The sequence below is a fragment of the Mycolicibacterium sphagni genome (genome assembly GCF_002250655.1).
GTDB classification, from domain to species: domain Bacteria; phylum Actinomycetota; class Actinomycetes; order Mycobacteriales; family Mycobacteriaceae; genus Mycobacterium; species Mycobacterium sphagni.
Genome location: NZ_NOZR01000008.1, coordinates 25,869 through 50,727, shown reverse-complemented (window position 1 = coordinate 50,727; position 24,859 = coordinate 25,869). Strand labels below are relative to the sequence as shown.

24 protein-coding genes, 1 tRNA gene and 1 other RNA gene are annotated in these 24,859 nt (G+C 66.1%); 13 read left to right on the top strand and 13 right to left on the bottom strand.

What is annotated here, in order from left to right; translation table 11 throughout:
- Window positions 1–7: 7 nt before the first annotated feature.
- From CG716_RS11390 to CG716_RS11375, 4 genes are read left to right on the top strand one after another with little or no spacing between them, the layout of a single operon-like run.
- On the top strand, window positions 8–904 hold the full coding sequence (locus CG716_RS11390) for a class II glutamine amidotransferase domain-containing protein (protein WP_094479528.1): 897 nt from the start codon (window positions 8–10) through the stop codon (window positions 902–904).
- Complete coding sequence (locus CG716_RS11385; RefSeq protein WP_094479526.1) at window positions 892–1,614, top strand: GltB/FmdC/FwdC-like GXGXG domain-containing protein; 723 nt, start codon at window positions 892–894, stop codon at window positions 1,612–1,614. The genes CG716_RS11390 and CG716_RS11385 overlap by 13 nt, the downstream gene beginning before the upstream one ends.
- Window positions 1,615–2,949, top strand: a complete 1,335-nt coding sequence (locus CG716_RS11380) for an FMN-binding glutamate synthase family protein (protein ID WP_094479524.1) — start codon at window positions 1,615–1,617, stop codon at window positions 2,947–2,949.
- A complete protein-coding gene (locus CG716_RS11375; RefSeq protein ID WP_094479522.1) occupies window positions 2,946–4,133 on the top strand; it encodes an NAD(P)/FAD-dependent oxidoreductase in 1,188 nt (395 codons plus the stop codon). The genes CG716_RS11380 and CG716_RS11375 overlap by 4 nt, the downstream gene beginning before the upstream one ends.
- A gap of 46 nt (window positions 4,134–4,179) precedes the next feature.
- On the opposite strand, the gene CG716_RS11370 is transcribed toward CG716_RS11375, so the two are convergent.
- On the bottom strand, window positions 4,180–5,043 hold the full coding sequence (locus CG716_RS11370) for a hypothetical protein (protein ID WP_133066921.1): 864 nt from the start codon (window positions 5,041–5,043) through the stop codon (window positions 4,180–4,182).
- A 99-nt stretch (window positions 5,044–5,142) separates the two neighbouring features.
- Window positions 5,143–5,646, bottom strand: a complete 504-nt coding sequence (locus tag CG716_RS11365; protein ID WP_133066920.1) for a hypothetical protein — start codon at window positions 5,644–5,646, stop codon at window positions 5,143–5,145.
- A gap of 290 nt (window positions 5,647–5,936) precedes the next feature.
- Between CG716_RS11365 and leuA the strand changes: the two genes are divergently transcribed.
- Window positions 5,937–7,757, top strand: coding sequence for a 2-isopropylmalate synthase (leuA, locus tag CG716_RS11360; protein WP_094479516.1), 1,821 nt, complete (start codon window positions 5,937–5,939; stop codon window positions 7,755–7,757).
- 45 nt (window positions 7,758–7,802) lie between these two features.
- Window positions 7,803–8,189: an SHOCT domain-containing protein gene (locus tag CG716_RS11355; protein ID WP_094479514.1), complete on the top strand. Its 387-nt coding sequence runs from the start codon at window positions 7,803–7,805 to the stop codon at window positions 8,187–8,189.
- Between the two features lie 226 nt (window positions 8,190–8,415).
- Here CG716_RS11355 and CG716_RS11350 read toward each other — a convergent pair whose 3' ends face one another.
- From CG716_RS11350 to CG716_RS11340, 3 genes are all read right to left on the bottom strand, one after another.
- On the bottom strand, window positions 8,416–8,622 hold the full coding sequence (locus tag CG716_RS11350) for a hypothetical protein (protein WP_094479512.1): 207 nt from the start codon (window positions 8,620–8,622) through the stop codon (window positions 8,416–8,418).
- A 136-nt stretch (window positions 8,623–8,758) separates the two neighbouring features.
- Entirely contained in the window at window positions 8,759–11,077 is a 2,319-nt protein-coding gene (locus CG716_RS11345) for a putative bifunctional diguanylate cyclase/phosphodiesterase (RefSeq protein ID WP_094479510.1), read from the bottom strand.
- 40 nt (window positions 11,078–11,117) lie between these two features.
- Window positions 11,118–12,107: a DEDDh family exonuclease gene (locus CG716_RS11340; protein WP_094479508.1), complete on the bottom strand. Its 990-nt coding sequence runs from the start codon at window positions 12,105–12,107 to the stop codon at window positions 11,118–11,120.
- A gap of 89 nt (window positions 12,108–12,196) precedes the next feature.
- Here CG716_RS11340 and CG716_RS11335 point away from each other — a divergent pair, with 89 nt between their 5' ends.
- Together CG716_RS11335 and CG716_RS11330 are read left to right on the top strand one after the other, a co-directional pair.
- Window positions 12,197–13,510, top strand: coding sequence for a Mur ligase family protein (locus tag CG716_RS11335; RefSeq protein ID WP_207760641.1), 1,314 nt, complete (start codon window positions 12,197–12,199; stop codon window positions 13,508–13,510).
- The gene (locus tag CG716_RS11330; RefSeq protein WP_207760640.1) at window positions 13,503–14,213 is read left to right on the top strand and encodes a type 1 glutamine amidotransferase; all 711 of its coding nucleotides are present in this window, start codon (window positions 13,503–13,505) and stop codon (window positions 14,211–14,213) included. Before CG716_RS11335 ends, CG716_RS11330 begins: the two co-directional genes overlap by 8 nt.
- Window positions 14,214–14,217: 4 nt before the next feature.
- Here CG716_RS11330 and CG716_RS11325 read toward each other — a convergent pair whose 3' ends face one another.
- From CG716_RS11325 to CG716_RS11315, 3 genes are all read right to left on the bottom strand, one after another.
- Window positions 14,218–14,931, bottom strand: coding sequence for an EAL domain-containing protein (locus CG716_RS11325; protein ID WP_207760639.1), 714 nt, complete (start codon window positions 14,929–14,931; stop codon window positions 14,218–14,220).
- 86 nt (window positions 14,932–15,017) lie between these two features.
- Window positions 15,018–15,629, bottom strand: coding sequence for a recombination mediator RecR (gene recR, locus CG716_RS11320; RefSeq protein ID WP_094479502.1), 612 nt, complete (start codon window positions 15,627–15,629; stop codon window positions 15,018–15,020).
- A gap of 13 nt (window positions 15,630–15,642) precedes the next feature.
- Window positions 15,643–15,969, bottom strand: a complete 327-nt coding sequence (locus tag CG716_RS11315; RefSeq protein WP_165774124.1) for a YbaB/EbfC family nucleoid-associated protein — start codon at window positions 15,967–15,969, stop codon at window positions 15,643–15,645.
- A 201-nt stretch (window positions 15,970–16,170) separates the two neighbouring features.
- Here CG716_RS11315 and CG716_RS11310 point away from each other — a divergent pair, with 201 nt between their 5' ends.
- On the top strand, window positions 16,171–16,884 hold the full coding sequence (locus CG716_RS11310; RefSeq protein WP_094479500.1) for an Rv3717 family N-acetylmuramoyl-L-alanine amidase: 714 nt from the start codon (window positions 16,171–16,173) through the stop codon (window positions 16,882–16,884).
- On the opposite strand, the gene CG716_RS11305 is transcribed toward CG716_RS11310, so the two are convergent.
- On the bottom strand, window positions 16,881–17,318 hold the full coding sequence (locus tag CG716_RS11305; RefSeq protein ID WP_094479821.1) for an SRPBCC family protein: 438 nt from the start codon (window positions 17,316–17,318) through the stop codon (window positions 16,881–16,883). The genes CG716_RS11310 and CG716_RS11305 overlap by 4 nt on opposite strands.
- 89 nt (window positions 17,319–17,407) lie before the next feature.
- Here CG716_RS11305 and CG716_RS11300 point away from each other — a divergent pair, with 89 nt between their 5' ends.
- Window positions 17,408–18,781, top strand: coding sequence for an FAD-binding oxidoreductase (locus CG716_RS11300; protein ID WP_094479498.1), 1,374 nt, complete (start codon window positions 17,408–17,410; stop codon window positions 18,779–18,781).
- The gene (locus CG716_RS11295) at window positions 18,778–20,091 is read left to right on the top strand and encodes a class I SAM-dependent methyltransferase (RefSeq protein WP_094479496.1); all 1,314 of its coding nucleotides are present in this window, start codon (window positions 18,778–18,780) and stop codon (window positions 20,089–20,091) included. Before CG716_RS11300 ends, CG716_RS11295 begins: the two co-directional genes overlap by 4 nt.
- A 3-nt stretch (window positions 20,092–20,094) precedes the next feature.
- Here the strand turns inward: CG716_RS11295 and CG716_RS11290 are convergent, their stop codons facing one another.
- The 4 genes from CG716_RS11290 to ffs all read right to left on the bottom strand — a co-directional run bounded on the left by CG716_RS11290 (window position 20,095) and on the right by ffs (window position 23,857).
- Window positions 20,095–20,463 carry a heme-binding protein gene (locus tag CG716_RS11290; protein ID WP_094479494.1) on the bottom strand — a complete coding sequence of 123 codons (369 nt, stop codon included), beginning with the start codon at window positions 20,461–20,463 and terminating at the stop codon, window positions 20,095–20,097.
- A gap of 85 nt (window positions 20,464–20,548) precedes the next feature.
- The gene (locus CG716_RS11285) at window positions 20,549–22,441 is read right to left on the bottom strand and encodes a DNA polymerase III subunits gamma/tau (RefSeq protein ID WP_094479492.1); all 1,893 of its coding nucleotides are present in this window, start codon (window positions 22,439–22,441) and stop codon (window positions 20,549–20,551) included.
- Window positions 22,442–22,450: 9 nt separating this feature from the next.
- Window positions 22,451–23,746 carry an aspartate aminotransferase type Ic gene (locus CG716_RS11280; protein WP_094479819.1) on the bottom strand — a complete coding sequence of 432 codons (1,296 nt, stop codon included), beginning with the start codon at window positions 23,744–23,746 and terminating at the stop codon, window positions 22,451–22,453.
- 14 nt (window positions 23,747–23,760) lie between these two features.
- Window positions 23,761–23,857: signal recognition particle sRNA small type (gene ffs, locus CG716_RS11275), an RNA gene on the bottom strand.
- 78 nt (window positions 23,858–23,935) lie between these two features.
- Between ffs and CG716_RS11270 the strand changes: the two genes are divergently transcribed.
- Both CG716_RS11270 and lucA read left to right on the top strand, forming a co-directional pair.
- Window positions 23,936–24,021, top strand: a tRNA-Ser gene (locus CG716_RS11270).
- Between the two features lie 71 nt (window positions 24,022–24,092).
- A complete protein-coding gene (lucA, locus tag CG716_RS11265) occupies window positions 24,093–24,848 on the top strand; it encodes a lipid uptake coordinator LucA (protein WP_094479490.1) in 756 nt (251 codons plus the stop codon).
- Window positions 24,849–24,859: the final 11 nt, after the last annotated feature.

Sequence of the window (24,859 nt, the reverse complement as noted above, 5' to 3'; positions counted from 1 at the left end):
AATAACCATGTGCGGGATCGTGGGTCTTCACCTGCGCAACCCTGAGCTCTATCCCCGGCTCGGTGAACTGCTGACGGGCATGCTCTGTGAAATGTCTGGCCGCGGAAGCGATTCAGCCGGCGTGGCGGTCTACGGCGATCCCCGATGGTCGCCGCCCGGGCAGGGCACCGTGTCCGTCCTCGACGTCGATGACAGCCCGGAGCAGATGACTGCCGCACTGCATGCGGCGTTGGGCGTCGACGTGTCGGTGCACCGCGTCGACGAGACGCTGCTGGTGTCGGCCGATGCCGCACCGGAGACTTTGCACGCGGCCGTCACCGCACACTACCCGCACGCGCTGATCGCCGGCTTTGGCCGAAACTTAGCTGTGCTCAAGGGTGTTGGCCATCCCAAGGCGCTCACCGAGGCCTGGGGCCTGGCCAAAGCCCAAGGCTGGCAGGGCGTAGGCCACACCAGGATGGCCACCGAGTCCGCGGTGATCCCGGCCGGCGCTCACCCGTATGCGGTGGGGCCGGATCAATGCCTGGTGCACAACGGTTCATTCGCCAACCACGCCACAATCCGCCGCGACCTCATGGCGGCCGGCGTCGCCTTCGACAGCGAGAACGACACCGAGGTCGGTGCGCGGTACGTGGCCGAGCAGCTGGCGCGCGGCCGGGATGTGGAGACAGCCCTGAAGGAGTTGTGTGCCACATTCGACGGCTTCTACACCCTGCTGGTGTCCAACCACGACTCGTTCGCCGTCGTCCGCGACGCGATCGCCTGCAAGCCGGCCGTGATAGCCGAGACCGGGGAATGGGTAGCGATGGGCAGCGAATACCGTGCGCTGGCAGGGCTTCCCGGAGTCGAGAAGGCGGCGATCTGGGAGCCCGAGCCAGAGGTGGTGTACGCATGGACGAGGTGATCCGCCGGGCAGAAGCGCAGCGGCCCGGGGATACAACCCGGTTCGACTTGAGCACGACACCGCTGCGTGAGGTGAATGCCGCCCTGCACGCGCCTGGCATCTGCGGTGATTTCCTGATCACCAACCCTGCTGGCGCCCACAACGTGGCGGTCGGCCTCGACGCGCCGATCCACGTCGAGATCGACGGCCACGTCGGCTATTACGCCGCGGGGATGAACAAGCACGCCGAGGTCACCGTGGACGGCAACGCCGGCACCGGGGTGGCCGAGAACATGATGAGCGGCACCGTCTGGGTCAAGGGCAACGCGTCCCAGTCAGCCGGTGCCACCGCACACGGTGGGCTGCTCGTCATCGAGGGTGACGCCGCGGCTCGGTGCGGGATCTCGATGAAAGGAGTCGACATCGTCGTCGGTGGCGACGTCGGTCACATGAGCGCGTTCATGGCTCAAGCCGGCCGCCTGGTGATTCGCGGGAATGCCGGGGAAGCACTGGGTGATTCGATCTATGAAGCGCGCCTGTACGTCCGCGGCGCGGTGGCCTCACTCGGAGCCGACTGTATTGCGAAGGAGATGCGGGCCGAACACCACGAAGAGCTCGGCCGCCTGCTGAAGGCCGCCGGCTTCGAGGACGACGACACCGCCGCCTACACCCGCTATGGCTCCGCCCGTCAGCTTTACCACTTCCACGTCGACAACAGCGCGGTTTATTAGATGACATACAACCAAGACGATCGTGCCCGCCTGGGCCTGCGTGAATCGGCGACCTTCGACCGCGCCACCATCGCGGGGATTCAACGTGCCGCCGAGACCGGCATCTACGACATCCGCGGCTGGGGCGCCAAGCGTCCACTACCCCACTTCGACGACCTGCTTTTCCTGGGTGCGTCGATGTCGCGCTACCCGCTGGAGGGCTACCGCGAACGCTGCGGCACCGACGTAGTGCTTGGTGGCCGGCATGCCAAACACCCTCTGCATCTGGATATTCCGGTGACCATCGCCGGCATGTCCTTCGGTGCACTGTCAGGCCCGGCCAAGGAGGCACTGGGCCGCGGCGCAAGTGAGGTCGGCACGTCGACCACCACCGGCGACGGCGGCATGACCACCGAGGAACGGGGTCAATCCAAATATCTTGTTTACCAATATCTTCCGTCGCGCTACGGGATGAATCCTGACGACTTGCGCAAGGCCGACGCCATCGAAGTGGTCCTCGGACAGGGCGCCAAGCCCGGTGGTGGCGGAATGCTGCTGGGGCAGAAGATCTCCGAGCGGGTTGCCGGGATGCGCACCCTGCCTGAGGGGATCGATCAGCGCTCGGCCTGCCGGCACCCAGACTGGACCGGACCCGACGACCTGACCATCAAGATCAACGAGCTGCGCGAGCTCACCGATTGGGAAAAGCCCGTCTACGTCAAGGTCGGCGCCACCCGCACCTACTACGACGTGAAGCTGGCGGTGGCCGCAGGCGCCGACGTGGTCGTCGTCGACGGGATGCAGGGTGGCACCGCCGCCACCCAGGACGTCTTCATCGAGCATGTGGGCATCCCCACGCTGGCCGCGGTTCCGCAAGCGGTACAAGCACTCTCAGAACTCGGGGTTCACAGAAAGGTTCAGCTGATCGTCTCCGGCGGCATTCGCACCGGTGCCGACGTCGCCAAGGCCATGGCGCTGGGCGCCGACGCCGTCGCGATCGGCACCGCCGCGCTCATCGCACTGGGTGACAACAGCCCGAAGTACGCCGCCGAGTACGAAAACCTCGGCAGTGCAGCCGGTTTCTACGACGATTTCCAGGACGGACGCGACCCGGCCGGTATCAGCACTCAAGATCCCGAGCTGGCGGCCCGCCTGGACCCCGTGGAGGGCGGCCGGCGGTTGGCCAATTACCTGCGGGTGCTCACCATGGAAGCCCAGACCATCACGCGGGCCTGCGGCAAGGCCCACCTGCTGCACCTGGAACCCGAGGATCTCGTCGCGGTGACCATCGAGGCCGCGGCGATGGCCCGGGTGCCGCTGGCCGGTACGTCGTGGATTCCCGGGGCGGGCTTGTGAGCGAGACAGCCGACGTCGTCATCGTCGGCGGCGGCATCGAGGGATGTGCTGCGGCCTGGGCTCTGAGCCAACGTGGCATCACTGATGTGGTTGTGGCAGAACGTAATACCGTCGCATCAGGAATGACCGGCAAGTCGAGCGGGATTGTGCGCTGTCATTACGGAGTGAGCTCGCTGGCCGCGATGGCGACCGTCGGCCTCGAGGTGTTCGAAAAAGCCGAGGAGATCTTCGGCGACGATATCGGCTTCCGACAGACCGGGTATGTCGTCGGGGTCGGCGAACCCAACGTCGACGCGCTGCGCAAGAGCATGGCCGCCCAGCGCGCCGTGGGCGTACAGACCGAGGAGATCGGCACCGACGAGGTGGCCCGGCTGTGGCCGTTCGCCGACCTGTCGCCGTTCGCCGCGTTCGGCTGGGAAGCGCGAGGAGGTTACGGCGACGCCTACCAGACCGCACAGGCGTTCGCCGTCGCCGCACGCGGCGTCGGCGTGCGAATCCGACAGGGCGCCATGGTAACCGGACTGCTCACCAATGGTGACGCGGTCACCGGGGTGCGGCTGGCCGACGACAGCCAGATCAGCGCGGGCAGCGTCGTCGTCGCCACCGGGGTGTGGACACGGCCGTTCCTGGCGCCCTACGGCATCGACGTGCCGATCCGGGTGGTTCGCGAGCAGATCGTGATGGTCTCCCCCGGCGTCGAACTCGGGCCGGTGCCGGTGTTCTCCGATCTGGTGTCGCTGCAATATGTGCGCCCCGAGGTCGGCGGCGACGTGCTGTTCGGCAACAGCGACCTGTCCGACGTCGCAACCGTGGACCCCGACGACTACCTGAATCGTGCCACCGAGGATTTCGTCGACCTCACTGTCGACAAGGTGGGCACTCGCTTCCCCGGATTCACCGACGCCGCCATCACCACCAGCTACGCCGGCTGTTATGACGTCACTCCGGACTGGAATCCGGTGATCTCGGCCACCAGCCACGACGGACTGTTCGTTGCGGCCGGCTTCAGCGGTCACGGATTCAAGATCGCGCCGGCCGTCGGCCGGCTGGTGGCCGACCTGGTGGTCGACGGCCGCAGCAACGATCCGCGGATTCCCGAGACGGACTTCCGGTTGTCTCGGTTTGCCGAGGGTGAGCTGTTGAAGAGCCCGTATCCCTATGTCGGTGCCGGGCAGATGAGATAGACACACACCCCGGACCTGATTGACCTGCCGATTCGGTTTCTGTCGGTTATCGCGTTCCCGGACTTGCAGGTCTGACGCCCCGCGCCGACTGCCCTGTACCCGTAGGGGACGCCGTCTCTCTCGCGTCATCGGCGACCTTGCGGGCCGCGGACGGCCGCGTGGCGCCGCGGGCAGTCTTCTGCGCACCGGTGTCCGACGGCGCCCGACGCGTCAGGCCAACCGCGGGAGCAGGGGACGACGACGCCGGCTCGACTGATTCGGCGGTCGGCTTCGTCACGCTGGCCGACGGCTCGGGCGGCGACGGTGTCGCTATCTTCAGTGCCGCCGCGATCGCCGAGCGCACCTGCAGCAGATAGCCGAGGGGACCGGGGTTCAGCAGCCCGAACGACAGGTTGAAAAGCTGGGTCGAGCAGCAGTTCAGCGCGGTGTTGAGAAACACCGCCGGTGCGTCGATGAACGCCTGCACGACGGTCTGCGGGGTGGATGGGTACTTGGCCGTGTCGGCGATCAACTGCACGAGCATGACGCCGGGGGCGATGAACGACCCGACGAAGCTGAGCGGGACCAGGAACAGGTAACTGGACAAGGTAGCGCCGACATTGGCGAGGTGCTCGCCGATCGTCTTCACGACCTTGGCGGGGCTACCGCCGTCCTGGCCGGCAAGCCACTGCCCATACGTGGTGAAGTTCGACGCGAGCTGCGTCAGGATCGGCGTGGATGCGTTGGCGACAATCAGGGCCGACAGGTTGGCCAAGTCTTCGCTGACGTTGGCACCCAGGTCCTGCCAGGCTCCGGCGAGCGCGACGGGCGCGGCGCCAAGTACCGGCAACGGGGCCGCCGGCGGTGGCGGAGCGAACGCGATCGCCGTGGCGGTCGCAGCCGCCGCACCGGTCGCGAGCACTGATCTCATGCTCAATTGCATCCAACTACCCTCGTTCGGAGCTAACACGGCCGTCAATTTACCTTGGCTGACCAGATGCGGGTTGCGTATTGCCCGTGAACGTCCCGCCTAGTGCGGACTGCGGGCGCTCTGTCCCCGCCCGGCACGGCTATCAGCCGCGGATTTCGCAGCCGTCTTTTTCACGCTGGCCTGGTCGGCCGGCGCGGAGGAGTGCTGGGCTGCGTGGGGCGTCGCGGTGTGGGCTCTTTTCGGAAGAGCTACAGAGGCTCGGGTGGCAGACGCAGCACCGGCCACAGCCGCTGTTGCAGCCGTCGGCGGGAAGAAGAAATCGAGTAACCGACCGGAAAGGGACAGCAGTGGTGACCCGTTGCAGAGCCGATAGAAGCAGATCACTCCCTGCAGCAGTCCGAGGGTGACGATCGGCACCACTAGAGGCGAGGTGACGATGAACAACCCAGTCCGGATCGCCCGGTCGATCCGATCCCGCACGACTTCGAAATCGTCCACCGCGCTGCTGGCCACCGGCGACGCGGAGGCGGCCAACAACGCAATGTCCCTGACGTGTACGACGTGACTCACCGCCGGTGGTGCCATGTCTGGAGGCGCCGTCACCGAACCCGCCGTCACCGCGACACAAACACCAAGAGCGCAAACCGATCCCCGAACCCCCGCCCACATGGGCTGAGAAATTATCAGCTTTTTCTCAGGTTTGGGTTATTTGCGCACACATATTCACCAACTCGTACTTTGGCCAGCTGGCATGGCGGGAGTACAGTACGGAACTGTGCAGCGGGTGCTCCTTCTCGGACGCCGCGACGGGGTCTGATCCAGGCTGGCCTCCCGTCGCGGGTATTCGCGATGCGCCGGTCTGAAGTCCAATCCAAGACATCCCGGAGCCAATCGTGACCACCCAAAAGCCGACCATCGAGTCTGCGGACGCCTACGTATCTGCCCGCATCATCAAGACCCCCGCCGGGCCGCGCCGCGACGACCAGCCGTCCTGGAACACCCAGCGCGCGACGTCGATGCCGGTCAACCGATACCGCCCATTTGCTCAAGAAGTCGAGCCGATCGCCCTGGCCGACCGCACGTGGCCGGACAAGGTCATCGAGCGCGCACCCATGTGGTGCGCGGTCGACCTACGTGACGGCAACCAGGCGCTGATCGACCCGATGAGCCCCGCCCGCAAGCGTCGCATGTTCGAGCTGCTGGTCAACATGGGCTACAAGGAGATCGAAGTCGGCTTTCCGTCGGCCAGCCAGACCGACTACGACTTCGTTCGCGAGATCATCGAGCAGGGCGCCATCCCCGACGACGTCACCATCCAGGTGCTGACGCAGTGCCGGCCCGAGCTGATCACCCGCACCTTCGAGGCATGTCAAGGCGCCCCGAAGGCGATCGTGCACTTCTACAACTCGACGTCGATCCTGCAGCGCCGGGTGGTATTCCGTGCCAGCCGTGAGGAAGTCAAGAAGATCGCCACCGACGGTGCCCGCCTGTGCGTCGAGGAGGCGGCTAAGTACCCCGGCACCCAGTGGCGCTTCGAATATTCCCCTGAGTCCTACACCGGCACCGAGCTGGAGTACGCAGTCGACGTCTGCAACGCCGTCGCCGAAATCGTGCGCCCCACACCGGATATACCGCTGATCGTGAACCTGCCGGCGACCGTCGAGATGGCCACCCCCAACGTTTACGCCGACTCGATCGAATGGATGAATCGCCATCTGGCGCCTAGGGATTCGATCATCTTGAGCCTGCACCCGCACAATGACCGCGGAACCGCGGTAGCTGCAGCAGAATTGGGATACCAGGCCGGCGCCGACCGCATCGAGGGCTGCCTGTTCGGTAACGGTGAGCGCACCGGAAATGTATGCTTGGTGACGCTGGGGCTGAACCTGTACTCCCGCGGGGTGGATCCGCAGATCGATTTCTCCAACATCGACGAGATCCGCCGCACCGTCGAGTACTGCAACCAGCTGCCCGTGCACGAACGGCACCCCTACGGCGGCGATCTGGTGTACACGGCATTCTCGGGCAGCCATCAAGACGCCATCAACAAGGGCTTGGACGCAATGAAAGTTGCTGCGGACGAGGCGGATTCGGACGTCGACGATATCCTGTGGCAGGTCCCGTACCTGCCGATCGACCCCAAGGATGTCGGGCGCACCTATGAAGCCGTGATCCGAGTCAACTCGCAGTCGGGCAAGGGCGGCGTCGCCTACATCATGAAGGCCGACCACGGGCTAGTACTGCCGCGTCGGCTGCAGATCGAGTTCTCTCAGGCGATTCAGAAGATCACCGACGGTGAGGGCGGCGAGGTGTCGCCCAAGGAGATGTGGGACGCGTTCGCCGACGAGTACCTGTCGCCGATTCAGCCGCTGGAACGTATCCGCCAGAAGGTCGTCGGCGCAGAGGTCGACGGCGGCACCGATGTCATCGAGGCCACGGTGAAGATCGACGGGGTGGAAACCGAGATCGCCGGCCGGGGCAACGGGCCGCTGGCCGCATTCGTCGACGCGCTGGGCACCGTCGGTTTCGACGTCAGCGTGCTGGACTACTCCGAGCATGCGATGTCCGCTGGCGAGGAGGCCGCGGCCGCGGCCTACGTCGAGGCATCCGTCGGCGGGCGCACGGTGTGGGGTGTCGGCATCGCGACATCGATCACGACTGCATCACTGCGCGCGGTGGTCTCTGCCGTGAACCGCGCAGCGCGGTTAGGCTGAGAGCGGCGCGAATCAGCGCTCCCCCAACGACTTAAGGAGTAGGCCGTGGACTGGGGTTCAACATGGGATTTCCTGTGGCACTTCCTGATCATCTTCGCCTGGATCGCGTATTTGCTTGTGCTGTTCCAGATCCTGGTGGACCTGTTCTGGCGTGATCACACGACATCCGGCTGGATCAAGGCCGTCTGGGTGATCTTCCTGATCGTGTTCCCGTGGCTGACCGCGCTGGTCTATCTGATCGCGCGCGGACAGGGCATGGCCCAACGCGCTCGGGACGCCGCACTGACCGCCAAAAAGGAGACCGACGACTACATCCGGGATGCCGCCGGACGGTCGCCGGCGCAGGAGATCGAGCACGCCAAGCAGCTCTTGGACGCCGGAACGATCTCCCAGCAGGAGTTCGACTCACTGAAGGCCAAGGCCCTCTCCTAGGTCGCGACGACCGCACGAACAGCAGATAGATCAGCCCGGCGGGGTCATGCCCGCCGGGCTGATCGTCCGTGAGATTGCTGGATGCCAGCCCGCCCGAGCAGCCGGGCCGACAAAACCGCGACGCCCGCACGATTCATCGGAGTGGACGTCAAACAGAATCCGCCGGTGAAATATTCACCAGATCGTGGTTGCCATGGCGCGCAGTGCGTCGACAGCGGCCCCTAGCTCAGTGGATCACCGGAGCTGTCGTGGTGGTCGCAACCCCAGACACCAACGCAGGCGAAGGTGCCGTGGGTGTCGGGAATTTCGACTCCTGCCCGGAATCGGCCGAGGTGCGGTTGAAGGTGGAGCCGCTAATGGCCGCGGTGACGGCAAAGGTAGCCAGCAGCGCTATTGCCGCCACACCGAGGGTGGCGGCGAGTGCATTTTTCATATTCGAAGCTGCCTTCTGTCAACAAATTGTCAGTGGGCTCAACGTCAAGTTACGCCAACATATTTCGATTTCGCGTAAACCTCAGGGGGTTGACCAGAGACACACAGGAGGCTCTGAGGCTCGGCCGTTGTCGCAGCTAGGGGCGTTGCGGCGCTTGCTGAGCCACCAAACGAGGGATCTCATCGGCGCTTACCGGCCGGCCAAAGAAATAGCCCTGTCCGATGTCACAGCCGTGTTCCCGCAGCCACGCCGCGGTTTCGGCGTCCTCGACGCCTTCGGCGACCACCGTGATCCCGAGGTTGTGGTTCAGTTCGATCACCGCGCTGACCACGGCCGCGGCCCGCTCCTCGCTGGCCACCGAAGCGATGAAATGCCGATCGAGCTTGACTTCGTCGATCGGCAGATCACGGAGATAGCTGAAAGCTGAATAACCGCTGCCGAAGTCGTCGATCGAAATCCGGATCCCGTCGTCGCGCAGCCGTTGCAGTACCCCGGTTACGCGGCCGACCTCATCGAGCACCATGTCTTCGGTGATTTCGATGGTTAGCAGCCGTGCCGGCAGGTCGCGCTCCTGCAGCACGCTGCAAATCACGTCGGGTAGCTGCACGTCGCGCAGCAGTGGCGCGAAGAGGTTCACCGCAACCGGAACTTCCATCCCCATCGAAAGCCATCGTGCTGCGTCGTTGAGAACTTTGTTGAAGACCAGGTCGGTAACCGGCCGCATCAATCCGTGCCGCAGTATCAGTGGTAAGAACGCTGCCGGCCGTAGGACTTTCAGCCGCGGGTGGGGCCAGCGCAGCAGCGCTTCCACGCCCGCGATCCGGCCGGTGTTCAGGTCCAGTTTGGGCTGGTAGACCATGTCCAGGCCACCGCGGTCGATGGTGCGCCGCAGTTCCCCGAGCAGTCGCACCTGAGCCGCACCGCTTCCCACCGAACGGGTGTCGACGCCGTTCGGGACCTCCTCGGCCCGCGGGTCGAGCAACGTCATATCCGCGCTGAACGTCTGGACGGTCGAATTGCGGGAACGTTTGGCGAAGTACATCGCGATATCGGCCCTGCGTACGAGTTCATCGGGTGCGACATCAGAGTCGGCCGGCGAGGTGACCGCCATACCTGCACTTGGTCGCATCAAGATCTCGTGGCCGTCAATGGTGAACGGGGTGTCGAATGACGCAATCACGCGCTCACACACCAGGTGTGCCTCGTCGACTCCGCTCTCGAGTAGCAGTGCGAATTCGTCACCGCCGACCCGTGCGACAGTATCTCCCGGCCGTATGCAACCGGCGATGCGCTCGCCCACGCGGATCAGGAGGCTGTCGGCGGCGGGATGACCCATGCTGTCGTTGATCAGCTTGAAGTCATCGAGATCCAGCGACACCACCGCCACCGCGCGATCGTCGCGACGCCGCAGAGCCATCACGTGAGCCAGCCGATCCTGGAACAGGGTGCGGTTGGCCAGCCCGGTCAGCGGATCGCGCAACGCCTGGTCGGCCGCGGCAGCGAGCAACCGCCGGTTCTCCAGCCCGGAGAGCACCTGGCGTAGGCAGATCAGCGCCATCAGGACTGGCACGCCGATCTGCAGGACACCGGTGAATCCGAGCGCCGGCCCGATAGTGCCCGCGATCAACAGCGGTACATACGGCACCCACAAGGCGATCGAAGACTGCGGCACGGTTGTCGGCGGCGTTGGCGGCCGTGGCCGTCTGCTGAGCAGTGCGGCCGCGCCGAAGCACGACATTCCGAGCACCCAGCCGATGCTGGTGAGGTGGCCGGGGTGGTAGCGGTCAGCACCCTGGAGGAACGCGAACGAGACCCCGGAGAACGCCATCAGAGTGACGGCGGCCATGAGAAGCCACATCACCACGCTGTTGCCGGTTCCGGATCGAGCGACGAACACCACCGCGGCCACGAAGATGACCAGGATGAACAGCGGGTACAGCAGCGCGCGCCCTTGCATGACAGTGTCCACCCGCGTGGCCTGATACACGTTGCCCAGGACTGCCACCCACAGCACCAGGAACAGCGCCAGGGCGGCGACCAGCGCATCACAGAGCAATCGGACGCGGGAGCCCCGCGTCGGTTCGGCCGGAAATTGCACGAACGCGACGGAGACCAGCACGACAAATGCGAGGTAGAGGAAGTCCGCCGGCGATGGGAACACCGGCCGCAAGACGAGGGTGTACAACGCCCTGGTCAGCTCGCCCGCGGTCCACGCGGCCAAGGCGAGCGCCATGGTGGTCCAGGCGGTGCGGTTTCGTCCGTGGCTGGCGCGGGCCGCAACAGCGGAGCAGGCGGCTGCATAGGACCCGAAAGCCGCGAACACGAGAGCGTCGACAATCCGAACGGTGCTGTCGCCACCCCACTTGTAGGTGAACGCGATCGCCAGCAGCAGACAGCCGATCACCGAGGAAATGATCGGCAGCGTCGATCGCGCCCCGCTCGTGCGCTCGTCCACTACATCACCACCCGAGTGGCGATGTTAGCGAAGCAACACCTCAGAACAGCGCGAACTGCTGACCCTGGTCCACCGAGGGAGCGAAATCGTCAATCCCTGTGCCGTTGGCCACCGAGGCAACCGAATCCATGAACTGCCGGTCGGAGACCACCGGCACCCCGAGCTCACGCGCCAGGTAGCCCTTGCCCTGTTCAGGCGTCCGCTCGTTACAGATGACCAGTGAGGTCTGCGGGTCGACACCGTCGGAGTACGCCAGCCCGGCGTGAATGATGCGCTCGACGAGTTCTTCGTGCGTGCGCTCCACCTCGGCCGACAGGGCGACGCGCATGCCCTGGACCAGCGGGCCGCCGCGGCGGTACGGACCGGGATTCAGGTAGGGGCAGGGCATCCGGGAGGCCAGCATCTTCAGCGGGCGCAGTTCGTCGTGCGTCACCCGGCCGTTGGGCCAGCGGCGCCGCGTCGCGGGCCGCACGGGCAACCACACCTCGCGGTCGCGGGCGCGCTGCAGCGCCGGCGCCAGGACCCGGGACAGCACCAGGGCGTCGTCGAACGCGTCGTGGGCCCGGGTCTGAGGTACCGCCCAATGCCGGGCCAAGGTTTCCAGACGCAGATTGTCCAGGCCGAGGTCCAGGCGACGGGCCAGCTCGACGGTGCACATCACGGTGTCGACCGGCAGCGCGGTGTCGGCCAGTTCGGCCTCACTGGCGAGGAAGGCATAGTCGAACGCCACGTTGTGGGCGACCAGGGTGCGGCCGTGCAGCAGGTCGATGACGTCGGGGGCGATATCGGCGAACGTCGGCTGGTCTTCCAGCATCTCCGAGGTCAGGCCGTGGATGTGTGTAGGACCGGGATCGACGCCGGGATTGAGCAGGCTGACCACCGAGTGTTCGACACGTCCCTGCGGGTCCAGGGCAAGGGCGGCGAGGCTGATGATCCGGGCGTAGCCAGGGCGAAAGCCCGAGGTCTCAACGTCAACGACGACCCAGCCGTCGCCCGGCTCGCGGGCGGGTCGACCCCAGGTGTGGCTCACACAGTCAGGATGGCACGCAGGTCCGACAGTGCCTGGGACATCGAATCCGTGTCGGCCTGCGGCTCGTGAGGCACCTAAACTTGCCTCCGATGCCTAGGCCGACGATGACATTGCGGGGGCGCGCCGCGCTGGCCGCCGGTTCCGCCGCGCGCTGGGCTTCCCGGGCGACCGGCCGCGGCGCCGGCGCCATGATCGGCGGTCTGGTCGCGATGACCCTCGATCGCTCGATCCTGGGCCAGCTCGGCACTGGCCGCCGCACCGTCGTCGTGACGGGTACAAACGGCAAGTCGACCACGACGAGGATGACGGCCGCCGCACTGGCCACTCTCGGTCCCGTCGCCACCAATGCCGAGGGCGCCAACATGGACGCTGGACTAGTGGCGGCACTGGCCGGCTCACGCGATGCGTCGCTGGCCGCGCTCGAGGTCGACGAGATGCACGTCCCGCATGTCGCCGACGCGGTCGACCCCGCGGTGATCGTGCTGTTGAACCTCTCTCGTGACCAGCTGGACCGCGTCGGCGAGATCAACCACATCGAACGCACCCTGCGCACCGGGCTGGCCCGGCACCCCGACGCAGTCGTCGTCGCCAACTGTGATGACGTGCTGATGACCTCGGCGGCCTACGACTGTCCCCGCGTTGTGTGGGTCGCCGCGGGCGGTGGCTGGGCCAACGACTCGGTCAGTTGCCCGCGCAGCGGCGAGATCATCGTTCGCGACCAGTCACATTGGTACTCAACGGGTACGGATCCCGATGCGGAGCCCGGAGGCCCTCCGCCTTTCAGACGCCCCAGCCCGCAGTGGTGGTACGACGACTCCAAGATCTACGGCCCCGCCGGGCTGGAGCTGCCGATGCGGTTGTCACTGCCGGGAAAGGTCAACCGGGGCAACGCAACTCAGGCTGTGGCGGCAGCGGTGGCGCTGGGCGCGGATCCCGCGGCCGCGGTGGCCGCCGTCTCGGCTGTCGATGAAGTGGCCGGTCGTTACCAGACAGTGCCGATGGGCGCGCACACCGCGCGCATCCTGCTGGCCAAGAATCCCGCCGGTTGGCAGGAGGCGCTCTCCATGGTCGACGCGACCGCCGACGGAGTGGTGATCGCTGTCAACGGCCAGGTCCCCGATGGTGAAGACCTGTCTTGGCTGTGGGACGTCAACTTCGAGCACTTCGAGGGTGTGCCCGTCGTCGCGGCCGGTGAGCGAGGGACCGACCTGGCGGTGCGCCTGGGCTATGCCGGCGTGCCGCATACTCTGGTGCACAACACTGTTGACGCGATCGATTCATGCCCTAATGGGCACGTCGAGGTGGTGGCGAACTACACCGCCTTCCTTCAGCTGACCCGCGCATTGGGACGGATGCATCCGGCGGTCGGGACCGCGGCGGCGCGGGGCAAGAACAGTGGCTGATATTCAGATCGGGCTGGTGCTGCCCGACGTGATGGGCACCTACGGCGACGGCGGCAATGCAGTCGTGCTGCGACAACGATTGCGGCTGCGCGGGATTGACGCCGAGATCATCGAAATCACGCTGGCCGACCCGGTACCCGACTCGCTGGACCTGTACACCCTCGGCGGTGCCGAGGACTACGCACAGCGGCTGGCCACCAAACACCTTCTGACGCATCAAGGTTTGCAGCGGGCCGCAGCGCGCGGTGCCCCGGTGCTGGCGATCTGCGCGGCGATCCAGGTACTGGGGCATTGGTATGAGACCTCGGCCGGTGAGCGGGTGGAAGGCGTGGGCCTGCTGGATGTGACGACGTCGCCGCAGCCGAGCCGAACCATCGGCGAAGTGGTGTCCACACCGTTGCTCGACGGTATGACGAAGCCGTTGACGGGTTTCGAGAATCACCGTGGGGGAACAGTTTTGGGTCATGACGCGCAACCCCTGGCGGCGATAGTCAAGGGCGCGGGCAACCGCGACGGCGACGGCTACGACGGCGCGGTGCAGGGCAGCGTGGTCGCGACGTATCTGCACGGGCCGTGCCTGGCGCGCAATCCAGAGCTGGCCGATCTACTGCTCTCGCGGGTCGTCGGCCCGCTGCAGCCGCTGGACCTCACCGAAGTCGAGCAGCTGCGCCGCGAGCGACTGGCCGCCCCGCGCCGAGTGTGAGCCCTCAGTAGTCGGCGTACAGCGCCGGATTGATGTCGGCGAGGCTTTCGAAAGAAGGCTTCGCAATGTAGAAGCCTTGAAAAAGGTGGACCCCGATATCTTCGAGGCACCGCAACTCATCTCGCCGTTCCACCCCTTCGGCGATGACCTCCACCCCCAGTTCGCGGCTCACCTCAACGAGGCCGTTGCATATGATCCTGCGCGCCTTGTCACGATCGATGTCTCGAATCAGGCCCATATCGAGCTTGACCAAATCTGGCTGAAAATCCGCCAGAAGATTCAGTCCGGCATAACCGGCCCCGAAATCGTCGATCGCAACGATGAATCCACGCTGCCGATAGTCGGTCAGTATGGCCCGCAGGTGAGCCAAATCTGTGATCTGCTCGCCCTCGGTGACCTCGAATACGATGCGATCGATCGGAAAGTTGTACGTCTGTGCCGCTTCGAGCGTCGTCCGTATGCACAGTTCTGGCCGGTAGACGGCATTGGGCAAGAAGTTCACGTTCAGACGGGTCGAAATGCCCAATTCCGCCGCCATTTTGATCGCCTTGACTCGGCACGTCTGATCAAATCGGTACAGGTTGTGATCGCCGACCTGGGCGAATACTTCCGACGCCGGCTCGTTGTGTACGCCGCGAACCAAGGCTTCATGGGAATAGACCCGCTGGGCATCGGTATCGAAGATCGGCTGGAACGCCATGGAGACGTCGAAGCCCAAAGCGGCACCGTCTACACAGGCTCGGCAGTTCAGAGGAACAAAATCACTAGGCCTCCCCATAGGGGCAATCCTACGAGAGAGACACCTCAGACCATCTGGCGGCGGCCGGATAGGGCTCGGCCCAGCGTCAGCTCGTCGGCGAACTCCAGGTCACCGCCCATCGGTAAGCCCGACGCGATCCGCGACACGGTCAGCCCGGGGATATCACGCAGGATCCGCACCAGATAGGTGGCAGTCGCCTCACCCTCGGTGTTCGGATCAGTCGCGATGATCACCTCGGTGACGTCGACCCCGTCGACTCGTTCACCAATCCTGTTGAGCAGCTGACGAATTCGCAACTGATCCGGCCCGATACCGGACAGCGGGTCCAACGCGCCACCCAGCACGTGGTAGCGACCGCGGAACTCACGCGTGCGTTCGACCGCCTGCACGTCCTTGGGCTCCTCGACCACGCACACCTGCGACCCGTCGCGGCGGGCGTCGCTGCAGATGCGGCAGCGCTCGGCATCGGACACGTTGCCGCACACCTCGCAGAACTGCACCCCGTCACGCACCCTGCCCAGCGCCGCGGTCAGCCGGTCGATATCCGGCGGTTCCACCGACAGCAGATGGAACGCGATCCGCTGCGCGCTCTTGGGACCGACGCCCGGCAGCTTGCCGAGTTCGTCGATCAGATCCTGGACAGGGCCCTCAAACATGGTGGTCCAAAAGTCAGGCCCCCGGAAGGCCAGGCGCCCCGCCGGCCAGAGGACCCAGATGAGTCTGCGCCAGGATGGCGAACTGCCTTGCCGCGTCGGCGATCGCGCCGACGATCAGGTCCTGCAACGTCTCAACATCGGAAGGGTCGACGACCTTCGGGTCGATCCGGATCCCGGACACTTCCCCGCTGCCCTTCATCGTCACCTGCACCAGCCCACCGCCGGCCTGACCGTGCACCTCGGCGGCGGCCAGCGCCGCCTGGGCCTCCATCAGCTTCTGCTGCATTTCCTGGGCCTGCGCCAGCGCGGCCTGCAGCCCCGGCATCAACTGGTCACGCATCTCCTCAGCCCGCTCGCGAAATCCCTCCAGATTGGGTATCTCACCGGGTTGCATGACGGTCTCCTTGCGTCTCGGTCTCGACTTGATTTCGCCTAGGGTTTCGGGCGCTGCGTGACTTCAAGCCTAGACGGCAAAAGAGTTACGGTGACGCGCGTGCTCACGTCCACCCGCACGCGTGTCGTCGCCGCAGCATGCACTGCTATGTTGCTGGCCGCGTCGACGGTGATGACGCCGACTGCCCACGCCGTACCCAACATCGCCGGGATGATCGTGTTCCTGGATCCCGGCCACAACGGCGCCAACGACGCCTCGATGACCAAGCAGGTGCCGACCGGACGTGGCGGTACCAAGGACTGCCAGACCTCCGGCACCAGCACCAACGACGGATTCCCCGAGCACACCTTCAACTGGGATACCGTGCTGCTGATCCGCCAGATGCTGACCCAGCTCGGCGTGCGTACCGCCATGTCGCGCGGCAATGACGACCAGGTCGCGCCGTGCGTCGACGAACGTGCGGAAATGGCGAACGCCCTGGCGCCCAATGCCGTCGTGTCCATCCACGCCGACGGCGGCCCGGCCACCGGACGCGGCTTCCACGTCAACTACTCCAGCCCGCCGCTGAACGCCGCCCAGGCCGGGCCGTCGGTGCAACTCGCCAAGATCATGCGCGATCAGATGGTCGCCTCCGGGATGCCGGCCGCCAACTACATCGGCTCCGACGGCCTGTACGGGCGCTCCGATCTCACCGGCCTCAACCTGGCTCAGTACCCGTCGGTGCTGGTCGAGTGCGGCAACATGAAGAACCCGGCCGACTCCGCACTCATGGAAAGCCCGGAGGGGCGCCAGAAGATCGCGACGGCCGTGGTGCAGGGCATCGCGGCATTCCTGGCCACCCAGCCGGCCAGGACGAGCTAGCTCTCGACGGCCTTCTTGAGGTTGGCCAGCACTTGATCCTGAATCTTGCGCAGGCCCAGCGGCGCGAACGTCTTCTCGAAGAAGCCTCCGATGCCGCCCGCACCGGTCCACGTGGTCTTGACGGTGACGCTGGAGCCAGTCCCAGCCGGCGCGACGGTCCAGTTGATCACCATCGACGAGTTCGCGTCCTTCTCGATGACGGTATGACCGGCGACGTCGACAGCGACCTGCACCTCACGCACTCGTGACTTGGTGGCCTGCAGCTTCCACTTGGCGACCGTGCCCGGACCCTGACCACCCTGCAGCACCTGATACTCGCTGTACTGCGGAGACAGGATCTTCGGGCGCACGCCCTGGTAGTCGGCAATCGCGGCGAGCACGGTCGCCGGCTCGGCGTCGATCAAGATCGTGCTGGCGGCGCTGACCTGTCCCATCAGGTAATACTCCTCGGGTGACGGTGATTCGGGTGTGATCCACCAGCCATGCGGTCGCATCGGCTGTGGCTGCGGACTAGCGTAGTCGTGTGCCTGTTTCCGCAGCACTGGCTGCTCACGCAGACGGCGTCGACCGGCTCTTGGCCAGCTACCGCGCCATACCGCCGGATGCTTCCGTGCGCCTGGCCAAACCCACGTCCAACCTGTTCAGGGCCCGCGCCAAACGCACCGCCCCCGGTCTGGACACCTCTGGACTGACCAACGTGATCTCTGTCGACCAGGCCGCGAAAACCGCCGACGTCGCCGGCATGTGCACCTACGAGGACCTGGTCGCCGCGACCCTGCCATACGGGCTGTCCCCGCTGGTCGTCCCGCAGCTCAAGACGATCACGCTGGGCGGTGCGGTGACGGGCCTTGGCATCGAGTCGGCGTCGTTCCGCAACGGCCTGCCGCACGAGTCTGTCGTCGAGATGGACATCCTCACCGGCACCGGCGAGATCATCACGGCCAGTCGCGACCAGCACGCGGATCTGTTTCGGAGCTTCCCCAATTCCTATGGCACGCTTGGCTATTCGGTTCGCCTGCGCATCGAGCTGGAATCGGTCAAGCCGTTCGTCGCGCTCAAGCATCTGAGGTTTCACGCAGTGGCCGAACTGGTCTCGGCGATGGACCGCATCATCGATACCGGCGGCTACGAGGGCGTGCGGGTCGACTACCTCGACGGCGTGGTGTTCAGCGCCGACGAGAGCTACCTGTGCCTGGGCATGCAGACTCCCACGGCGGGAGCCGTCAGCGACTACACCGGGCAGCACATCTACTACCGGTCCATCCAGCACCCCGACGGGGTCAAGGACGACCGCTTGACCATCCACGACTACCTGTGGCGCTGGGACACCGACTGGTTCTGGTGCTCGCGGGCGTTCGGCGCACAGAATCCGAAGCTGCGCCGGTTCTGGCCGCGCCGCTACCGGCGCAGCAGCTTCTACTGGAAGCTGATCGGTTACGACCAGAAGTTCAACATCGCCGACCGAATCGAGGCTCGCAACGGCCGCCCACCGCTGGAACGGGTGGTCCAGGACGTGGAAGTGCCGATCGAACGCACCGAAGAGTTCGTGGAGTGGTTCTTGACCAATGTTCCCATCGAGCCCATCTGGTTGTGCCCGCTGCGACTGCACGACTCTGGCGGCTGGCCGCTGTACCCACTGCGCGCTCAACACAGCTACGTCAATCTCGGGTTCTGGTCGTCGGTCCCGGCCGGACCGAGCCCCGGCCACACCAATCGCCTGATCGAGGAGAAGATCAGCGAGCTCGACGGCCACAAGTCGCTGTACTCCGACGCCTTCTACAGCCGCGAGGAGTTCGACGACCTCTACGGCGGCGAGACGTACAAGACTGTGAAGAAGACCTACGACCCGGATTCACGACTGCTGGACCTCTACGCAAAGGCGGTGCAACGACAATGACGACCTACCGTGACAACGCAGCCCACGCGCCGGGCAGGCTCAGCTTGGCCGAGATCCTGGAGATCCTCGCCGCCGGTGGGGAGTTGCCGCTGAAGTTCACCGCCTACGACGGCAGTAGCGCCGGGCCCGAAGACGCCGAGTTGGGTCTGGATCTGCTCACGCCGCGCGGCACCACCTACCTGGCGACCGCACCCGGCGACTTGGGCTTGGCCCGGGCCTACGTCGCTGGCGACCTGGAGATGCACGGCGTGCATCCCGCCGACCCGTACGAGCTGCTGAAGGCGCTCACCCAGAAACTCGACTTCAAACTGCCACCCCCGCGGGTGCTGGTCGACATCGTGCGCTCGATCGGCATCGAGCACCTCAAGCCGATCGCCCCGCCCCCGCAGGAGGCGCTGCCGCGGTGGCGGCGCTTCGCCGAGGGACTGCGCCACAGCAAGAAGCGCGACGCCGACGCCATCCACCACCACTACGACGTTTCGAACACGTTCTACGAGTGGGTGCTCGGCCCGTCGATGACTTACACCTGCGCCTGCTATCCCGACGTGGACGCGACGCTGGAGGAGGCGCAGGAGAACAAGTACCGCCTGGTGTTCGAGAAGCTGCGGCTGAAACCCGGGGACCGGCTGCTCGACGTCGGCTGCGGCTGGGGCGGCATGGTCCGCTACGCGGCGCGGCATGGGGTGAAGGCCGTCGGTGTCACGCTGTCACGTGAGCAGGCGGCCTGGGCCCAGAAAGCGATCGGGGAGCAGGGCCTGGCCGATCTGGCCGAGGTCCGCCACAGCGATTACCGCGACGTACTGGAGAGCGGTTTCGACGCGGTGTCCTCGATCGGCCTGACCGAACACATCGGGGTGGCCAACTACGCGCCCTACTTCGAGTTCCTGAAGACGAAATTGCGTGTCGGCGGGCTGCTTCTCAATCACTGCATCACCCGCCCGGACAACAAGACCGGCCCCAGCGCCGGCGGCTTTATCGACCGCTACGTCTTCCCCGACGGGGAGCTGACCGGCTCCGGCCGCATCATCACCGAGGCCCAGGATGCGGGTCTTGAGGTGGTGCACGAGGAGAACCTGCGCCACCACTACGCGATGACGCTGCGCGACTGGAATCGCAACCTCGTCGAGCACTGGGACGAAGCGGTCGCGGAGGTTGGGCTGGCGACCGCCAAGGTGTGGGGTCTCTATATGGCCGGGTCGCGGCTGGGCTTCGAGACGAATGTGGTTCAGCTGCACCAGGTTCTGGCCGTCAAGCTGGACGAAAGAGGCGGCGACGGCGGGTTGCCGCTGCGCCCGTGGTGGACGCCCTAGGAGTTAAACGGCCGACCCGGGCAGCTGGCCGCAGCGATTCTTGATGTCTACCAACGGTTGTCGAATCCCGGTGATGTCGGCGGCCGTCTGTGGGTTGGCGGCCATATAGGCCTTCACCCGCTCGAGCACCTGCGCCCGGGGAACCCCGGCCAGACTGGTGAAGAACGCGTTCACGTCGGGATGGGTGAACAGGTAGGCCGAGGTCGCGAACTGCACACCCGTTCGCACGCCTTCCATGTCGGCGGCAGTGCAGTTTGGCGGCGGCGGGGCATCGGGATCTGCTGCTGCAGAAGGAATTTGGCCGAACATCGCGGCCACGATCGCGCCGCATCCGGCCAACGTCGCCCCTAGGCGACGGGTGTCGATGCTCATGCGTAGACGGTAGGGGCCTGTGTGCCAGGCGCGCTCTGCAGCACAGGGAACGCACAGGGAGCGACGAGATCCCTCACAGAATCGGTCAGCCGTCGATGCGGCGGGCGCCCAGCTCACTTTGCAACAGCTCGAGGGCTACTTCCTCGGGATCGCGCCGGGGCGCGGTGTCCTCGTCGCGACCGACCTCGGCGATCATGCTGTCCTCTTCGGCGCGCTGAACCTCGACCGGGTCGGCCTCGGGCTCAGGCGGCAGCGGCTCGACCTCCTGCACCGGCTGACCGATGCCGACCTCGCAGCGCACCCGCCAATCCACGCCGAGCGCGTCCTTGAGCGCATCGCGGATGACGTCGGCGTTGCGCTGTTCGGAGAGCCGCTTGGCCAGCGGCGCCGACTCGTGCCCGAGGATCAGGGTGTTGTTCTCGACGGCACGCACGATCGCCCCGGCCAGCATCACCTCGGTGGTGCGGCTGCGCTGACGAACTTTCTCCCGCACCGTCGACCACATGCTTCGAACGGCCGCCGCACCGGGCTCACCCGCCGCAGCAGTCGGTGGCGCGGCGGGTTCGGTGGCCGCCGGCGGAGGAAGGGTCGGTTCGGGCTCCGGTGCAGGCGTGGCGACGGGCTCCGGTGCGGGCCTGGGCGCCTCGGCGGCGGGCTCCGGTTTCGGCACCTCGACAACGGGCGCGGGGCTAGCTGGCTGCGCAACAGGCTCGGGCTCAGGCGCGGCAGCAGGCGGTGGCGCCTGCGTCTTGCGCACGTACTGCTTGGCCGGCGCCGGCGCCGGCGCACCGGTACTCATCGCGGCCTCGCCCGCCGGAATCGAGATGTCCATCCGGGTCTCGATGCGTTCGATGCGCTGCAGGAGTGCCGACTCGGTGTCGCTGGCCGATGGCAGCAGCAACCGGGCACACACCACCTCCAGGAGCAGACGCGGAGCCGTCGCGCCGCGCATCTCCCCCAGGCCGGCGTGCACCACCTCGGCGTAGCGGGCCAGAGTGGCAGGGCCGATGCGGTCAGCCTGGTCGCGCATCCGCTCCAGCACATCATCCGGGGCGTCGACCACGCCGCGGGCCGCGGCGTCCGGGACTGCTTGCAGCACAATCAAATCCCGGAACCGCTCGAGCAGGTCGATGCCGAACCGGCGAGGGTCGTGTCCGGCGTCGATCACCGACTCCACCGCACCGAACAACGCGGCCGCGTCACCGGCGGCCAGTGCGTCGACCGCGTCGTCGATCAGGGCGACGTCGGTGGCACCCAGCAGCGCCAGCGCCCGCTGATAGGCGACGTGATTACCTTCGGCACCCGCCAGCAGCTGGTCGAGCACGCTCAAAGTGTCGCGGGGTGAGCCGCCACCCGCGCGAATCACGAGCGGATACACCGCATCGTCGACCTGGACGCTCTCCGATGCGACGATCTTCTCGATCAGCGTGCGCATCGTCCGCGGAGCCAACAGCCGGAACGGATAGTGGTGGGTGCGCGACCGGATAGTCGGCAGCACCTTCTCCGGCTCGGTGGTGGCGAACACGAAGATGAGGTGCTCGGGTGGCTCCTCGACGATCTTCAGCAGCGCGTTGAAACCGGCCGTGGTGACCATGTGCGCTTCGTCGACGATGAAGATGCGGTAGCGCGACTGCGCGGGTGCGTAGAACGCGCGGTCACGCAATTCGCGGGTGTCGTCCACACCGCCGTGGCTGGCGGCGTCGAGTTCTACCACGTCGACCGAGCCCGGGCCGTTGGGCGCCAGCGCCACGCACGAATCGCAGACACCACACGGCGTCGGTGTCGGGCCCTGCTCGCAGTTCAGTGAGCGGGCCAGGATGCGTGCCGAGGACGTCTTGCCGCAGCCGCGCGGGCCGGAGAACAGGTACGCATGGTTAATCCGGTGCGCCGACAGCGCGGTGGACAGCGGTTCGGTGACGTGCTCCTGGCCCACGACCTCGGCGAAGGTTGCCGGCCGGTACTTGCGGTAGAGCGCCACGGGTGAAGGCTACCGACTGTCTGTGACAGCGGCGGGGCCCAGCAGGGACTCAGTGGCCGCCAGCAGTGCGCAGGTGGCCAGGCCGTCGATCGCGTCCGTCAGATCCGACACCGGCGGGAACGTCGGGGCAATGCGAATGTTCTTGTCGTCCGGATCTTTTCGATACGGGAACGATGCGCCGGCCTCGGTGACCGCAATACCGGCATCCTTGGCTAGCGCCACGGTGCGCTTGGCGGTTCCCGGCAGCACGTCCAGGCTGATGAAGTAGCCGCCCTTGGGTTCGGTCCAGGACGCGATCTTGGAGTCGGTCAGCCGCGTGTCGAGGATCTCCAGGGCCAGCGCGAACTTGGGTGCGAGCAGCTGCTGGTGGCGCAGCATGTGAAGCCGCACACCGTCGGCGTCCTTGAAGAACAGCAGGTGCCGCAGCTGGTTGATCTTGTCGGGGCCGATCGACTTCTTACCGGCATACTGCAGGTACCACGCGATGTTGCCCAGTGAGCCGCCGAAGAAGCTCACGCCGGCGCCGGCGAAGGTGATCTTCGACGTCGAGGCGAAGATGTAGGGCCGGTTGGGGTGGCCGGCCTTGTCGGCCAGGCCCAAGATGTCGACCTGCCGCGGGAAATCGAGCGTCAGGGTGTGCACGGCGTAGGCGTTGTCCCAAAACAGCCGGAAATCCGGTGCGGCAGTGTGCATTTGCACCAGCCTGCGCACTATTTCCCACGAGTAGGTGGTGCCGGTCGGGTTGGAGAACACCGGCACGCACCACATGCCCTTGATCGCCGGGTCGGCGGCGACGAGTTCCTCGATGAGGTCGACGTCGGGCCCGTCCTCGCCCATCGGGATGCCGATCATCTCGATGCCGTAGCTCTCGGTGATCGCGAAGTGGCGGTCGTATCCCGGTGCCGGGCACAGGAACTTCAGCACCGGTTCCTGACTCCAGGGCCGCGGCGAGTCCACGCCGCCGTGCAGCAAGGAGAACACGATGATGTCGTGCATCAGCTCCAGGCTGGCGTTGTTGCCGGCGATCAGGTTGGGCACCGGAATGCCGAGCAGCTCACTGAACACCGACCGCAGACCGGTCAGACCGTGCAGGCCGCCGTAGTTGCGGGTGTCTGTGCCGTCCTCGTCGCGGTACTGCTCGCCGGGCAAGCTCAAGAGCTGGTTGGACAGGTCGAGCTGCTGAGCTGACGGCTTACCCCGCGTCAGGTCCAAGGACAGCTTCTTGGCCTGCAGGTCGGCGTAGTTCTGCCGCTGCAATTCGTGCTGCGCTTGCAGTTCCTCGGGGCCCAGGGACAAAAACGACACCATGCGCCTTTCACAAGAAGGGGACCCCGCGCACCCGCCAGAGCCCATTGACCCTTGCTGCCTTCCGGCCCTGGGGGAGTTCACAGGATAGACGCCGCGCGGGGTCCAGAGCGAGTGTAATACCCGGAGGGGAGCGGCCCACCAGGCAGCCGGGGCGAGGCACTTCCCAAGTCGGCTACCATGGCCGACGGAGGATTCGCCTAGTGGCCTATGGCGCTCGCCTGGAACGCGGGTTGGGTTAACAGCCCTCAGGGGTTCAAATCCCCTATCCTCCGCACCTGTCCGAGGTGCGATCGGGGGGTCAAAGCGCCTGGTCGCACCTCGGATTTCGATTGTGAGGAGGGGTATGGGGCGCGTGGTCGCGACTGCAGTGCACCTCACGTTGTGGGTGCTGTCCGGCGCTCTGTACTTCCTGTTCGTCCTGCCGCGGTGGTGGGAATTGATGGGCGATACGTCCCACACGCTGGGCACGGTGTTGCGGATCGTCGCCGGGGTGTTGATGGCACTGGCCGCGCTGCCGGTCCTGCTCACCCTGCTGCGCAGCCGCAAACCCGAGCTCCGCACCACGCAGCCGGCGCTGCGGTTGCGGTTGTCGTCGGTGGTGCTGCACGTGCTGGCCGGCGTTCTGATCGTGGGGACTGCCGTCGCCGAAATCTGGGTCAGCCTGGACGCCGGCGGGCCGTGGCTCTTCGGGGTGTACGGCGCCGCCGCCGCGGTCGCGGTCCTGGCGCTGCTGGCCTTCTACCTGGCCTACACCGCCGAACTGCCGCCCAAGCCGCCCAAGCCGGCGAAGCCCAAGAAAGACAAGAAGAAGCGCGGCAAGGATTCCGAGGCTGAGGAGTCGGCCGACGCTGAGGAGTCCCCGGCCCAAGCCGAGGGGTCAGACGACGCCGAATCGGCCGGTGAGCCTGCGGCGACCGAAGAAGCCGAGGAACCAGCCGTCAAGGACGAGCAACCGGCCGAGGTGACCGCGGAAACCGATCCCGAGCCGGAAGCTGCGGACGAATCCGGTGGACTGCGCAACAAGCGCCCGACCGGCAAGACGAACCACCGGCTGCGCCGGCGCAACCGCGTCGGCATCGCGGTCGACGAGCCGGAGTAGGCCGGGGCGTC

What these genes read in the sequence shown, in the direction of transcription:
- CG716_RS11390 (WP_094479528.1), top strand. Translation starts at nt 8, where the DNA reads ATGTGCGGGATCGTGGGTCTTCACCTGCGCAACCCTGAGCTCTATCCC.
- CG716_RS11385 (WP_094479526.1), top strand. Translation starts at nt 892, where the DNA reads ATGGACGAGGTGATCCGCCGGGCAGAAGCGCAGCGGCCCGGGGATACA.
- CG716_RS11380 (WP_094479524.1), top strand. Translation starts at nt 1,615, where the DNA reads ATGACATACAACCAAGACGATCGTGCCCGCCTGGGCCTGCGTGAATCG.
- CG716_RS11370 (WP_133066921.1), bottom strand. Translation starts at nt 5,043, where the DNA reads ATGAGATCAGTGCTCGCGACCGGTGCGGCGGCTGCGACCGCCACGGCG.
- CG716_RS11350 (WP_094479512.1), bottom strand. Translation starts at nt 8,622, where the DNA reads ATGAAAAATGCACTCGCCGCCACCCTCGGTGTGGCGGCAATAGCGCTG.
- CG716_RS11335 (WP_207760641.1), top strand. Translation starts at nt 12,197, where the DNA reads ATGCCTAGGCCGACGATGACATTGCGGGGGCGCGCCGCGCTGGCCGCC.
- recR (WP_094479502.1), bottom strand. Translation starts at nt 15,629, where the DNA reads ATGTTTGAGGGCCCTGTCCAGGATCTGATCGACGAACTCGGCAAGCTG.
- CG716_RS11315 (WP_165774124.1), bottom strand. Translation starts at nt 15,969, where the DNA reads ATGCGTGACCAGTTGATGCCGGGGCTGCAGGCCGCGCTGGCGCAGGCC.
- CG716_RS11310 (WP_094479500.1), top strand. Translation starts at nt 16,171, where the DNA reads ATGTTGCTGGCCGCGTCGACGGTGATGACGCCGACTGCCCACGCCGTA.
- CG716_RS11305 (WP_094479821.1), bottom strand. Translation starts at nt 17,318, where the DNA reads ATGGGACAGGTCAGCGCCGCCAGCACGATCTTGATCGACGCCGAGCCG.
- CG716_RS11295 (WP_094479496.1), top strand. Translation starts at nt 18,778, where the DNA reads ATGACGACCTACCGTGACAACGCAGCCCACGCGCCGGGCAGGCTCAGC.
- CG716_RS11290 (WP_094479494.1), bottom strand. Translation starts at nt 20,463, where the DNA reads ATGAGCATCGACACCCGTCGCCTAGGGGCGACGTTGGCCGGATGCGGC.
- lucA (WP_094479490.1), top strand. Translation starts at nt 24,093, where the DNA reads ATGGGGCGCGTGGTCGCGACTGCAGTGCACCTCACGTTGTGGGTGCTG.